The organism is Actinomadura graeca, assembly GCF_019175365.1.
In the GTDB taxonomy this organism is placed as follows: domain Bacteria; phylum Actinomycetota; class Actinomycetes; order Streptosporangiales; family Streptosporangiaceae; genus Spirillospora; species Spirillospora graeca.
In genome coordinates this window covers 3,213,953-3,226,528 of record NZ_CP059572.1, presented here as the reverse complement: position 1 = coordinate 3,226,528, position 12,576 = coordinate 3,213,953, and the positions used below count along the sequence as shown (strand labels likewise).

Genomic DNA, 12,576 nt, shown 5'->3' with positions numbered 1-12,576 from the left:
GTGCCCGTTGAAGGAGGGCGCTCCAGCGCCCGACGCCAAGGGCACTGCAAAAAAACTAGGACCCTGGACGGACTAGGGGGAAGGGGATGGTCTCGCGGATGCTGCGGCCGGTGAGGGTGATCAGGAGCCGGTCGATGCCCATGCCCATGCCGCCCGCGGGGGGCATGGCGTATTCGAGTGCGCGCAGGAAGTCCTCGTCCAGTTCCATGGCCTCGGGGTCGCCGCCGGCCGCCTGGAGCGACTGCTCGGTGAGGCGCTGACGTTGCATGATCGGGTCGATCAGCTCGGAGTAGGCGGTGCCCAGCTCCAGGCCGAAGACGATGAGGTCCCACTTCTCGGCCAGCCGGGGGTCGTCGCGGTGCGGGCGGGTGAGCGGCGAGGTCTCGGCCGGGTAGTCGCGGACGAACGTCGGGGCCATCAGCCGTTCCTCGACCAGCGCCTCGAACAGCTCTTGGACGAGCCTGCCCTGCCCCCACGCGGGGTCGGTGTTCAGCCCGGCGCGGTCGGCGAGGCCGCGCACCGTCGCGGCGGGGGTGTCGGGGGTGACCTCCTCGCCGAGGGCCTTGGAGACCGACTCGTAGACGGTGATCTCCTCCCAGGGCCGCGCGAGGTCGTACTCGACGCCGTCGCGGACGAGGACCGTGGTGCCGAGCGCCGCGCGCGCGGCGTCCAGGACCAGGGAGCGGGTGAGGCCGGCCATCGTGTCGTAGTCGCCGTACGGCTCGTACGCCTCCAGCATCGTGAACTCGGGGTTGTGCTTGTGCGACACGCCCTCGTTGCGGAAGTTGCGGTTCAGCTCGAACACCCGGCCGACGCCGCCGACCAGCAGCCGCTTGAGGTACAGCTCCGGGGCGATCCGCAGGTACAGCTGCATGTTGTAGGCGTTGATGCGGGTGGTGAACGGGCGGGCGGCGGCGCCGCCGTGGATGGGCTGGAGCATCGGCGTCTCGACTTCGAGGTAGCCGCGGGCGCGCAGCGCGTCGCGGACGGCGGCCACCGCGTCGCCGCGCATGCGCAGCATCCGGCGCGCGTCGTCGTTGACGATGAAGTCGACGTAGCGCTGCCGGACGCGGGCCTCGGGGTCCGACAGCCCGGCGCGCTTGTTCGGCAGCGGCCGCAGGCACTTGGCGGTGAGCCGCCAGGCGTCGGCCAGCACCGACAGCTCGCCGCGCCGGGACGTGACGACCTCGCCCGACACGCCCACCTGGTCGCCGAGGTCGATCAGCGACTTCCAGTGGCGCAGCGACGGGGCGCCGAGCGCGTCGGAGGTCAGCATGACCTGGAGGTCGGCGGTCTCGTCCCGCAGCGTGACGAAGATCAGCCGGCCGTGCTCGCGGGCCAGCACGACACGCCCGGCGATGGCGACGTGCTCGCCGGTGCGGGTGTCGGGCGGCAGCCCGGGGAAGCGCTCGCGGATCCCGGACGCGAAGTCGGTGCGCTCGAACGACAGCGGGTAGGGGTCCATGCCGCAGGCGCGGATCTGCTCCAGCTTCGCGTGCCGGACCCGCTCCTGCTCCGACAGCCGGCGCTGCGGCGCGCGGGCCGCGTCGGCGGCCTCCTCGATCTCCTTGATCCGCTCGACCAGGTCCGTGGACGGGACCATGGCGGCCGCGCGGTCCAGCTTGGGGCGGTTGAAGCTCGGCAGGAACCCCTCGGCGCGCGCGTAGGCGAGCCCGAGCCGGACGAGGTGGCGCCCATGCTGGTAGCAGATGAACCGGGGCCGCCAGTGCGGCAGGTACTTGGCGTTGGCCAGGTACAGCGACTCCAGCTGCCAGAACTTCGACGCGAACGACAGGAACCGGTAGTAGGCGCGCGCGACCGGCCCGGCGCCGATCTGCGAGCCGCGCTCGAACGCCGAGCGCAGCATCGCGAAGTTCAGCGACAGCTGCTGCGCGCCGACCACGGCGGCCTTCTCGGCGAGCTTGGCGACCATGTACTCGTTCAGGCCGTTCTCGGCGCGGCGGTCGCGGCGCATCAGGTCCAGCGACAGGCCCGTCCGGCCCCAGGGGACGAAGCTCAGCAGCCCGCGCAGCTCGCCTTGGGCGTCGAACGCCTCGACCATCACGCAGCGGCCGTCGGTGGGGTCGCCGAGGCGGCCGAGGGCCATCGAGAAGCCGCGCTCGGTCTCCTCACCGCGCCAGGCGTCGGCGCTGCGGATGAGCTTGCCCATCTCCCAGCCGGGGATCTGCGAGTGCCGCCGGATGCGGACGGTGTAGCCGGCCCGCTCGACGCGCCGGACCGCTTGGCGGACCTGCCGCATCTCGCGGCCGTCGAGGTTGAAGTCGGTGAGGTCGACGATGGCCTCGTCGCCGAGCTCCAGGGCGTCGAACCCGTGCCGCCGGTAGATGTGGGCGCCGCGCTCGCCGACGCTGACCGCGCCGGGGATCCACGCGTGCGCGCGGCACTCGCCGAGCCACGCCTCGATCGCCTGGTCCCACGACTCGGGGTCGCCGAGCGGATCGCCGCTGGCCAGCGAGACCGAACCTTCCACCCGGTAGGCGATGGCCGCCTTACCGTTCGGTGCGAGGATGACGTCCTTGTCGCGGCGCAGCGCGAAGTAGCCGAGCGAGTCCTGCTCGCCGTACTCGGCGAGCAGCGCGCGCGCCGCGAGCTCCTCCGGCGGGCTGAGGACGGGGTCGCGGCGGCCGGGCTTGAACAGCGCCCAGAAGGTCCCGACGAACAGCCCGGTGCCGAGGACCCACAGGATCACGTCCACCCAGAACGGGACGGAGACGTCGATCGGCTTGCCCGTGACGCGCGGCCCGAGGACCGTCTGCATGATGGCGTAGACGGGGTGCGTCCAGAAGTCGCCGCTGCTCTGGCGGTCGGTGACGGTGACGAGGAACGTCCCGATCCCGCAGGTCACGACCAGCAGGCAGGTGAAGACGATCGCCGCGAGGCGCCGGTTCGCGCGGTCGGGCAGTGTGGTGAACTGGCCGCGCGCCGAGACCAGCAGGCCGAGCACGGCGAGGTACACGCAGGCCGTGACGATCAGGCCGACCGGGGTGGGCTTCGCCGGGTCGAACAGGGTGGTGAGGACGGCGGTGACGCCGAGCGCGGCGGGCAGGCAGAAGATGAGGACGAGGATGCGCCAGGCGGCCTTCTTGCGCCGCCGCACCCCCATCGACAGCAGGATCCACACGAGCCCGACGGGCACGCTGGGGAACCAGCCGAGGTAGCCGATCCAGCGCAGCGCCCAGATGTCGGCTATCTCAAGGATGAGACCATAGGAGACCCAGGCCAGCAGCGACAGGATCCCGGAGAGACGGGTGTACCAGAAGAAGATCGTGGGTGCCGCCTGGATCAGGCGTCGCCACTCGCCCCTCAGGCCCTTCTCCGGCATCGTCCCCCCGTCGGCACGTTGTGCAACTCTCTTAGTTGTACCGGGTGTCACGTCGATCACGCTTCCGTCCGCACTCGCTCACCCGGTGGCGAACCATGAGGTGGTGCCGGGCGTCGTACGGGTAGGGGGATGTGGCTTGCAAGCTCGGTCCAAGGTTGTCAGCAAAAGTCGATATGGTCGCGGATATGCCAAATGAACCCGGTGAGCGGTTGCTCGCCCGCCGCTACCGACTGGTAACCCAGGTCGGCCGAGGCGGCATGGGGACGGTCTGGCAGGCACACGATGAGGTCCTCGGTCGTGACGTCGCGGTGAAGGAGGTCATCCTCCCGCATGGTCTCACCGATGAGGAACGGGCCGTCCACCACAAGCGCACGTTCCGTGAGGCCCGCACCGCCGCGCGGCTCGGCCACCCCGGCGTCGTGACCGTCTACGACGTCGTCGAGGAGGACGACCGGCCCTGGATCATCATGGAGCTGATCCTGGCCCGCTCCCTGGACCAGGTCATCAAGCAGGACGGGCCGCTCGAACCGCGCCGCGCCGCCGAGATCGGCCGGCAGATGCTCGCCGCGCTGCACGCCGCGCACGACGCCGGGGTGCTGCACCGCGACGTCAAGCCCAGCAACGTGCTGGTCACCGGCACGGTGGCGGGCGGCGAGCGCGCCGTGCTCACCGACTTCGGCATCGCCACCGCCTCCGGCGACGCCACCCTCACCCAGACCGGGCTCGTGATGGGCTCGCCCGCCTACATCGCGCCGGAGCGCGCCCGCGGCCGCGTCGCCGGGCCCGCGTCCGACCTGTGGTCGCTGGGCGTCACGCTCTACGCGATGCTGCACGGCAAGTCGCCGTTCGAGCGTCCCGAGCCGATGGCCGCGCTGGTCGCCGTCATCTCCGAGGAGCCCGACGCGCCGGAGAAGGGCGGCCGGCTCGTCCCGGTCATCGAGGGGCTGCTGCGCAAGAACCCCGACCAGCGGATGGACGCCATCGAGGCCGGGGCGCTGCTGGACGACATCGTCCGGCAGGAGACCATCGACACCCAGCGGACGATGGCGGTGGAGTACCCCCTGGAGGCCCCCGCCGCGCAGACCCGCGTCACGCCCATCCCCGAGATCCCCGGCGCCGGCGACGCGCGCCCCGACCAGCTGACGCGCTTCGACGCCGCGTCGTTCCTCCCGGCCGCCGACCCGGCGCCCGGCCCCGCCGACGCGGCGGCGCCGCAGGAACCCGGCACCCTGAACCTGCCGGCCGGGCCCCCGCCCGGCGCCGACGGCCCGTCCCCGAACGAGACCGTGCTGGACGACCCGGCGCGCGCCACGTCCTGGCGCGCCGGGCCGCCCACGCAGCCCGCGGGCCGCCTGGAGCAGACGGACCGCCTCGGCCGCCCGCTTCCTCCGGCCGCCCCGGACGCCGCCGGCGCCGAGCCGCGCGGATCCGTCCGCTCGGCGTTGGCCACCCACCGGAACGCGCTGGTCATCGGCGCGGTCGTGCTGCTCATCATCGTCGTCATCGCGGGCATCGCGATGGCGGGTTCGGGCGGTGACGACCCCGGCGGCAAGGGCGCACACCCGTCGCCGAAGGCCCCGAAATCGTCCGCGCGCCCGACGCCGGCCACGCCGAGCGCGACGCCCGGCGCGGCACTCCCGGCGGGCTTCCGCATGCACCATGACCGCAGCGGCTACGCCGTCCCCGTCCCGGACGGCTGGAGCGGCCCCGAGCGCAAGCAGGGCGGCGACTTCTACTACTCGCGGAACCGCGAGACCTACGTCCAGATCGGGCAGACCGACCGGCCCGGCGCGAGCGCGATCGGCGACTGGCGGCGGCAGGAGAAGGGCGGCGCCGGGTTCCCCGGCTACCGCAAGATCAAGATCGAGCCGACCGGCGACCACCCGCCCGTGCCCGACGGCGGGAACGGCGACAGGTCCGCGGACTGGGAGTTCACCTTCGAGAGCGGCGGCACCCGGCTGCACATCCTCAACCGCGGCTTCGTGGTGAACGGGCACGGCTACGCCATCCTCCTGCGGGCGCCGGACGAGCGCTGGGAGAAGGAGCTGGCGGCGCTCCAGCCCGTCTTCCGGTTCTTCGAGCCCGCGAAGAAGTGACGCAAGGTCGGCGTATGCCGATCTGTTAGATGGGATCGGTAGGGTCGCGACTCATGTCGGACGGGGAACAGGCGGACCACGCGGACGGGCGGTTGCTGGCCGGCCGCTACCGGCTGCTGTCGGTGGTCGGGCGCGGCGGGATGGGCACCGTGTGGCGGGCCCGCGACGAGACGCTCGACCGCGACGTCGCGGTCAAGGAGGTCTCCCTGCACGTCTCCCTCGACCCCGTTGAGCGGGAGACCCGGCACCAGAGGACGCTCCGCGAGGCGCGCGCCTCGGCGCGCCTGAACCATCCGGGCGTCGTGACCGTACACGACGTCGTGGACGAGGACGACCGTCCGTGGATCGTCATGGAGCTGGTCAGGGCCCGCTCGCTCCAGGACGTGGTGGACGAGGACGGCCCCCTGCCGCCGGGCCGTGTCGCCTCGATCGGCCGGCAGGTGGTGGGCGCGCTGCGCGCCGCGCACGCGATCGGCGTCCTGCACCGCGACGTCAAGCCCGCGAACGTTCTGGTCGCCGATGGGGACCGCGCCGTCCTCACCGACTTCGGCATCGCGCGGATGGCGGGCGACGCCACGCTCACGCACACCGGGCTGATCATGGGGTCGCCCGCGTACATGTCGCCGGAGCGGCTCAAGGGCGAGCCCGCGATCCCCGCGTCCGACCTGTGGGCGCTCGGCGCGACGCTCTACGCCGCCTGCGAGGGGAAGGCCCCGCACCACCGCGACGACGCCATGGCGGTGCTCGCCGCCGTGATGACGCAGGAACCGCCGCCGCCGCGCAACGCCGGGCCGCTCGCGCCCGTCCTCGCGGGGCTGCTGGAGCGCGACCCGGTCCGCCGGATGGGCGCCGACCAGGCGGAGGAGGCGCTCGCCGCGGTCGCGTCCGGGCACGCCGCGAGCGAGGCCGCCGCGCAGATCGCGCAGCAGGACACGTTCGCCTTCGAGGGCCCGGCTCCGGGCCCCCGGCACTGGACCACGGGCACCGCGGTGGACGACGGCACCCCGCAGCCCTCCTGGTCCGCCGCGCCGCACGGCGCGACCACGCACCGTCCGCAGCCCGAGGGCGGCTGGACGGCCGGCTGGGGGCACGGCGCCCCCGTCCCGGCGGGGAGTGCGCCCGCGAAGCGCAGGCGGGCGCTGCCCGTGTTCCTCGGCGCGCTCGTGGTGGTCGCGATCCTCGTCCCCGCCGTGGTGTACGCGTGGCCGAAGGGCGCGGAGGGCCGCGGCCCCGCCGGCCCGCGGTCGCCCGCCGCGCAGTCGCCCGAATCCGGCACCACGTCCGGTGCCTCGCCGAGCGGGTCGCCCGGCGGGACACCGGGCACCTCGCCCGGCAGGACCCCGCTCCCGCCGGGGCTCGCCACCGCCGCCGGACCCGGCTTCACGATCGGCGTCCCCCGGGGCTGGAAGCGCGCGGAGCAGGGCAACAGCACGGTCTGGACGGACCCGGCGTCCACCGCGTACGTCCAGGTCGACCGCACGCCGTGGACGGGCGACCCCTACGAGCACTGGGTCACCTGGGAGCGCGAGGCCATCGCCGACGGCAAGCTCCAGGGCTTCCGCCGGATCGACATCGCCCGCAGCACCGCCGGCGGGCTCCCCGCCGCCGACATCGAGTTCGTCTGGTCCCGCGCGGGCGGCACCCGGGCCCGCGACCGGGGCGTGATCGCCGGCGGGACGCCGTACGCCGTGGTGGTGGCGGTTCCCGCGTCCAAGTGGAACGAGAACGAGGCACTCGTGAAGAATGTGCTCGACACGTTCCGTCCCTCAGGGGTGGGATGAGCGCTTGGGGGACCATCTAGCCATGGGACAGGCACGTCTGCTCGGCAACCGCTACCGGCTCGACGCGGTGGTCGGACGCGGCGGCATGGGCACCGTGTGGCGCGCCTACGACGTGATGCTCGACCGCGACGTCGCGGTCAAGGAGGTCGTCCTGCCGCCGGGGCTGAGCGACGCCGAGCGCGCCGTCCTGTACGAGCGGACGTTCCGCGAGGCGCGGGCGTCGGCGCGGCTGAGCCACCCCGGCGTCGTCATCGTCCACGACGTGGTGGAGGAGTCGGACCGTCCCTGGATCGTGATGGAGCTCGTCCTCGCGCCGTCCCTCCAGGACCTCCTGGACCGGGGGCCGATCGAGCACCGCCGGGTGGCCGAGATCGGGCTCCAGATGCTCGCGGCGCTCCGGCACGCCCACGAGAAGGGCATCCTGCACCGCGACATCAAGCCCAGCAACGTGCTGATCACCGACGCGGGGCGCGTGGTCCTCACCGACTTCGGCATCGCGCAGGTGGAGGGCGACGCGACCCTCACCCAGACCGGGCTGGTGATGGGGTCGCCCGCCTACATCCCGCCGGAGCGCGCGCAGGGCGAGCGGGCGGTCCCCGCGTCCGACCTGTGGGCGCTGGGCGCGACGCTCTACGCGGCCGTCGAGGGACGCTCCCCCTACGAGCGGCCGGACGCGATGTCCTCGCTCCAGGCGGCGCTCACCGAGCCGGTCCCGCCCGCCCGCAACGCCGGGCCGCTCTCGCGCGTGCTGGAGGGGCTGCTGGCGCGCGAGCCGGTGCACCGGATGACGGCGGCGCAGGCGCAGCCGCTGCTCACCCACGTCGCGACGCTGCCCCCGGCCCCGCCCTCGCCCTCGCCGCCGGCGTCCTCGCGCCCGACCGGCACGGACGCGACCATGCTCGACGGTCCGCCCGGACGCGCGGGCCGGGGCGACGACGCCGCCGAGACCGTGCTGGACCCGAACGAGATCGAGGCCGCCACCCGGCACGACGCGGCCGACGGGATGGCGCCCGGGCCGGGGCGCACGCCGGGCCTCGACGGTCCGACCCTGCTGGAGACCGACTGGGCGCCGCCGCCCCCGCAGGGTCGCACGCCGCAGGGGCAGGGGCCTTCCGGGCGGACACCGCCTCCGTGGGAGCAGCCGCGGCAGTACGGGAACTGGCAGCAGCCGGCCCCGCCCGCCCAGGGCGGGGCGCCGCCGGGCCCGCACGGGCCGGGCGAGCGCCGCAAGACCGTCCTGATCGTCGCGATCGCGGTGATCCTGGTGATCGCGGCGGTCCTGGCGGGGGCGTTCATCCTGCGCCAGAAGCTCCAGGCGGACGCGATGGCCGCGCCCGCCGCGCGGGTCGCCGCGACCGGGCCGGGGATGTGAGCGAGGGGCGGGTCCCACCGGCCGGGCCGGGGGACGGCGGACGGGTCAGGCGCCCGCGGACAGGGCGTCCAGCGCGAGCCTGAGGTCGGCGACGTGGTCGTCGAGGTCCTCGGCGGGCTCGCCGGAGCGCAGCCGGGCCGCGTCGTCCTCGATGCGGGAGAGCCTGTCGTCCAGGGCCTTGAGGAGCCGGTCGCAGTCGGCGGAGTCGTCGGCGTCGCCGGTGAGCGCGGTGCGCAGGAGCCCCGCCTGCCGCCGCAGTTCGAGGTTGCGGCGGTGCAGCTCGACGAACACCGACACCTTCGCGCGCAGCAGCCACGGGTCGAACGGCTTGGTCAGGTAGTCGACGGCCCCGGCCGCGTAGCCGCGGAACGCCTGCTCGCCCGCCCCGCCCGCGGCCGTGAGGAAGATGATCGGGATGTCACGGGTACGGGGCCGGGCCTTGATGTGCCCGGCGGTCTCGAAGCCGTCCATCTCCGGCATCACGACGTCGAGCAGGATCAGGGCGAACTCCTCGCCCAGCAGTTCCTTCAGCGCCGCGCGGCCGGACGTGACGGGCACGACCTCGACCGGGAGCGCGTCGAGCACGGCCGCGAGGGCGGTCAGGTTCTCCTCGCGGTCGTCGACCGCGAGGATCCTCGTGGGGTTGGGCACCGGACTCCTCCATGGCGGTGGCCTCGTGCGGATCAACCCTGTCATGCCGGCGCAGGCGGGGAACAGTCAATCGCCAGAGAGTAAGGCTTTCTAGGGCAGCCAGCCGGGTTTCACGAGACCCGACTCGTAGGCGAACACGACCAGCTGCGCCCGGTCGCGCGCGCCGAGTTTGACCATCGTCCGGCTGACGTGGGTCTTCGCGGTCGCGGGGCTGACCACCAGCCGCGCGGCGATCTCCTCGTTGGACAGCCCCTCGCCGACCAGCGTCATCACCTCCCGCTCACGGTCGGTCAGCGCGTTCAGCCGCGGCGACGGAGCGGGCTCCTTGGCCCGCGCCGCGAACTCGGCGATCAGCCGCCGCGTCACGCTCGGCGACAGCAGCGCGTCCCCGGCGGCGACGGCGCGGACGGCGTGGATCAGCTCCACCGGCTCGGTGTCCTTGACCAGGAACCCGCTCGCGCCGCCGCGCAGCGCCTCGAAGACGTACTCGTCCAGCTCGAAGGTGGTGAGGATGACGATCCGGGCGCCGTCCAGCCGTTCGTCGGAGGCGATCCGGCGGGTGGCGGCGAGCCCGTCGAGGCCCGGCATCCGGATGTCCATCAGGATGACGTCCGGGCGGAGCCGGCGCGCCTGCGCGACCGCCTCCTCGCCGTCCCCGGCCTCGCCGGCCACCTCGATGTCGGGCTGGGCGTCCAGCAGCGCCCGGAAGCCCGCCCGGACCAGCGCCTGGTCGTCGGCCAGCAGCACCTTGATCACAGCGCGTCCCCTTCGTCCCCCGCGTCGTCGGTGAGGGGCAGCCGCGCCCGGACGGCGAAGCCGCCGCCGGTGCGGGGCCCGGCGTCGAACGTGCCGCCGAGCGCGGCGGCCCGCTCCCGCATGCCCCGGATCCCGCTGCCGCCCGGATGCTCGTCCAGCAGCGACGCGCCCCGGCCGTCGTCCTCGACCCGCACCTCGATCTCGCGTTCACCGTAGGCGATGCGGACCCGCGCCGTCACCGGGCCCGGCCCGGCATGGCGCGTCACGTTCGTGAGCGACTCCTGGACGATCCGGAACGCGGCCAGGTCGGTGCTCGCGTGCAGCGGCCTCGGGTCCCCGGTGACCTCGGCGTCCACCCCGAGCCCGGCGGAGCGGGCGCGGTCGAGCAGGTCGTCCAGCCGGTCGAGGCCGGCGGTGGGGGAGCGCGGCGCGCTCTCGCCCTGCGCACGCAGCGCCCCGATCACCCCGCGCATCTCGGTGAGCGCCTCCTTGCTGGCCTCCTTGATGGCCGCCAGCGCCGTCCGGGCCTGCTCGGGGTCGTCGTCCATCAGGTGCAGCGCCACGCCCGCCTGCACGTTGATCATCGAGATGTTGTGCGCGAGGACGTCGTGCAGCTCGCGGGCCATCCGCAGCCGCTCCTCGCTGGCCTGGCGGCGCTCCTCCTCGGCGCGGACGCGCGCCGCCTCGGCGGCCTTCTGGCCGCGCATCCGGATCAGCTCCGCGGTGACCAGCACCACCAGCGCCCAGCCGATCACGAAGACCGTCCCGGACAGGCTCGGCTCCTCCACCGGGAACAGCCGCCCGGACTCGCCCCGGCGCTCCGGCGGGACGCCGATCACCGCGGTGAGCGCGAAGTAGGCCGCCAGCGCGGCGGACGTCCCCGCCCAGGCCGCGAGCCGGTGCCCGGCGGTGACCGCCGCGACGATCGCGACGGCGGCCGAGAACGGCGCCGGGCCGTAGGTGTAGCCGCGCAGCAGGTAGAGGGCCGTCACCGCGAACGTCGCCGCGAGCGTCGCCACCGGGTTGCGGCGGCGGAGCAGCAGCAGCGCCGGGCCGGCCAGGAGCAGCGCGACGCCGAGCGCGTCCAGGTCCCTGCTGCCGATGTGGGGGCCGCCCTCGCCGCCCGGACCCCAGCCGCCGTGGTCGCGCCACGACTCCCCCCGGCCCCCGGGACCCCGCCCGCCGTGCTGCGCCGCGAGGGACCCGGCCACCTGGACGAACGCCAGGAACAGCGGGACGACCCACACGGGCCACTGGGCCGGGCGCGGCCGGTGGGGCCGGACCGGCGCGTGCGGCGAGGAGGTGCTCATGCCAGCACGTTAGGTCACGTGCGGGCCGGTCCACGTCGGCTGGGGGGAGTCAGCGGCCCTACTCCCCGGGAGGTAGCCGGCCGGGGACTACTCGCCTCGCAGATGCGCGCCCGTCCATTCCAGAACGGGACGGAGCCGGCCGCGCCACTGCCGGAGCGTCCCGGGCGATCCCGGCACCAGGACACTGCCCGTCATCATCGGCGGCTTGACGCGCGCGGTGAACCGCTCCGCCTCCCGCGCGTCCTCCCCGCCCGTCCCGGCGGCGGCCAGGACCGCGACCGGCGGCGGCGGGAGGTTCTCCAGCCGCCACAGGAGGTCGTTGTCGAGCCGGTACGCGCGGCTGCCGCCGTACGGGTCGCCGCCCGGACCGGCCGGGGGCGCGGGCGGAAGCCCGAAGCGGCCGCCGAGGGCCGCCGCGGCGGCGAACCGGTCGGAGTGCAGCATCGCGAGCCGCGCCGCGCAGTGCCCGCCCGCGGCCAGCCCCAGCAACCCCCAGCCCTTGCGGGTGCGCGGCAGCCGGTAGGTGTCGGCGAGCGCCTCCGGCACGTCCTGGGAGAGGAAGGTCTCGGCCAGGCCGGACGCTCCGGCGGACCGTCCGGGCACGTCGATGCACCCGTGCCCCTGGCCGACCATCGCGTACACCATCGGCTGCGCGTTGCCGGGGCCCTCCGCGTCGTCCGCCGCGGAGGGCAGCCGCCCCTGCCGGATCCATGCCATCGCACCCGCGGACGGGTCCTTGCCCGCGTCGGCCTTGCCGTCCGCCGCGCCGTCCGCGAGGACCATGACGACCGGCAGCCGCCTGCCCGCATACGCCGCCTGGAAGTACTGGGGCGGCAGGTAGACGTACAGTTCGGCCGCAAGGCCGCTGCGGGCGCCGCGGAACCGCAGCCGGTCGACCCGCCCGTCCGCGGCCGGGTCGCGCTCGCGCCCGGGGCGCCGCGGGCCGAGGTCGGTGGGCATGCGCCGCACGGGTTCGTCGGCGGGCATGCGCACGCCGCCGCTCGGCTGCACCCGCTCCACCCGCACCTGCGCGGTGTCGCCGCCCAGCAGGTCGTTCCACGTCGCGTAGAACACGAAGTAGCGGTTGGCGAGCAGGACGGCCGAGACGGTCATCAGCGCCTGCGTCGCCAGCAGCGTCCCGGACCGGGCCAGCAGCGGGCGGGCACCGGGCCCGCCGAGGCGCGGCCACAGCACCACGGCCGCCGCGACGCACCCGGCGGTGAGCCCGCACACCAGCAGCAGGAGGAGCCCGCTGACCGGCTCCACG

Annotated in this window: 8 protein-coding genes; 3 read left to right on the top strand and 5 right to left on the bottom strand. The window is 74.5% G+C overall.

What is annotated here, in order from left to right:
* Nucleotides 1–55 precede the first annotated feature (55 nt).
* Nucleotides 56–3,343 carry a bifunctional lysylphosphatidylglycerol synthetase/lysine--tRNA ligase LysX gene (lysX, locus tag AGRA3207_RS14190; RefSeq protein ID WP_231335095.1) on the bottom strand — a complete coding sequence of 1,096 codons (3,288 nt, stop codon included), beginning with the start codon at nucleotides 3,341–3,343 and terminating at the stop codon, nucleotides 56–58.
* Nucleotides 3,344–3,528: 185 nt separating this feature from the next.
* On the opposite strand from lysX, the gene AGRA3207_RS14185 reads away from it, so the two are divergent.
* The 3 genes from AGRA3207_RS14185 to AGRA3207_RS14175 are packed head-to-tail and all read left to right on the top strand — an operon-like array spanning nucleotide 3,529 to nucleotide 8,592.
* Nucleotides 3,529–5,439, top strand: coding sequence for a serine/threonine-protein kinase (locus AGRA3207_RS14185; protein ID WP_231335094.1), 1,911 nt, complete (start codon nucleotides 3,529–3,531; stop codon nucleotides 5,437–5,439).
* A gap of 53 nt (nucleotides 5,440–5,492) precedes the next feature.
* Nucleotides 5,493–7,220, top strand: a complete 1,728-nt coding sequence (locus AGRA3207_RS14180) for a serine/threonine-protein kinase (RefSeq protein ID WP_231335093.1) — start codon at nucleotides 5,493–5,495, stop codon at nucleotides 7,218–7,220.
* 22 nt (nucleotides 7,221–7,242) lie between these two features.
* Nucleotides 7,243–8,592 carry a serine/threonine-protein kinase gene (locus AGRA3207_RS14175; protein WP_231335092.1) on the top strand — a complete coding sequence of 450 codons (1,350 nt, stop codon included), beginning with the start codon at nucleotides 7,243–7,245 and terminating at the stop codon, nucleotides 8,590–8,592.
* A 45-nt stretch (nucleotides 8,593–8,637) separates the two neighbouring features.
* On the opposite strand, the gene AGRA3207_RS14170 is transcribed toward AGRA3207_RS14175, so the two are convergent.
* The 4 genes from AGRA3207_RS14170 to AGRA3207_RS14155 form a co-directional block, all read right to left on the bottom strand.
* Nucleotides 8,638–9,243: a response regulator gene (locus AGRA3207_RS14170; RefSeq protein WP_231335091.1), complete on the bottom strand. Its 606-nt coding sequence runs from the start codon at nucleotides 9,241–9,243 to the stop codon at nucleotides 8,638–8,640.
* Nucleotides 9,244–9,333: 90 nt separating this feature from the next.
* Entirely contained in the window at nucleotides 9,334–9,999 is a 666-nt protein-coding gene (locus tag AGRA3207_RS14165) for a response regulator (protein ID WP_231335090.1), read from the bottom strand.
* A complete protein-coding gene (locus tag AGRA3207_RS14160; protein ID WP_231335089.1) occupies nucleotides 9,996–11,309 on the bottom strand; it encodes a sensor histidine kinase in 1,314 nt (437 codons plus the stop codon). The genes AGRA3207_RS14165 and AGRA3207_RS14160 overlap by 4 nt, the downstream gene beginning before the upstream one ends.
* An 87-nt stretch (nucleotides 11,310–11,396) precedes the next feature.
* On the bottom strand, nucleotides 11,397–12,575 hold the full coding sequence (locus AGRA3207_RS14155; RefSeq protein WP_231335088.1) for an alpha/beta hydrolase: 1,179 nt from the start codon (nucleotides 12,573–12,575) through the stop codon (nucleotides 11,397–11,399).
* Between the last annotated feature and the right edge of the window lies 1 nt (nucleotide 12,576).

What these genes read in the sequence shown, in the direction of transcription:
- AGRA3207_RS14175 (WP_231335092.1), top strand. Translation starts at nt 7,243, where the DNA reads ATGGGACAGGCACGTCTGCTCGGCAACCGCTACCGGCTCGACGCGGTG.
- AGRA3207_RS14180 (WP_231335093.1), top strand. Translation starts at nt 5,493, where the DNA reads ATGTCGGACGGGGAACAGGCGGACCACGCGGACGGGCGGTTGCTGGCC.
- AGRA3207_RS14160 (WP_231335089.1), bottom strand. Translation starts at nt 11,309, where the DNA reads ATGAGCACCTCCTCGCCGCACGCGCCGGTCCGGCCCCACCGGCCGCGC.
- AGRA3207_RS14185 (WP_231335094.1), top strand. Translation starts at nt 3,529, where the DNA reads ATGCCAAATGAACCCGGTGAGCGGTTGCTCGCCCGCCGCTACCGACTG.
- lysX (WP_231335095.1), bottom strand. Translation starts at nt 3,343, where the DNA reads ATGCCGGAGAAGGGCCTGAGGGGCGAGTGGCGACGCCTGATCCAGGCG.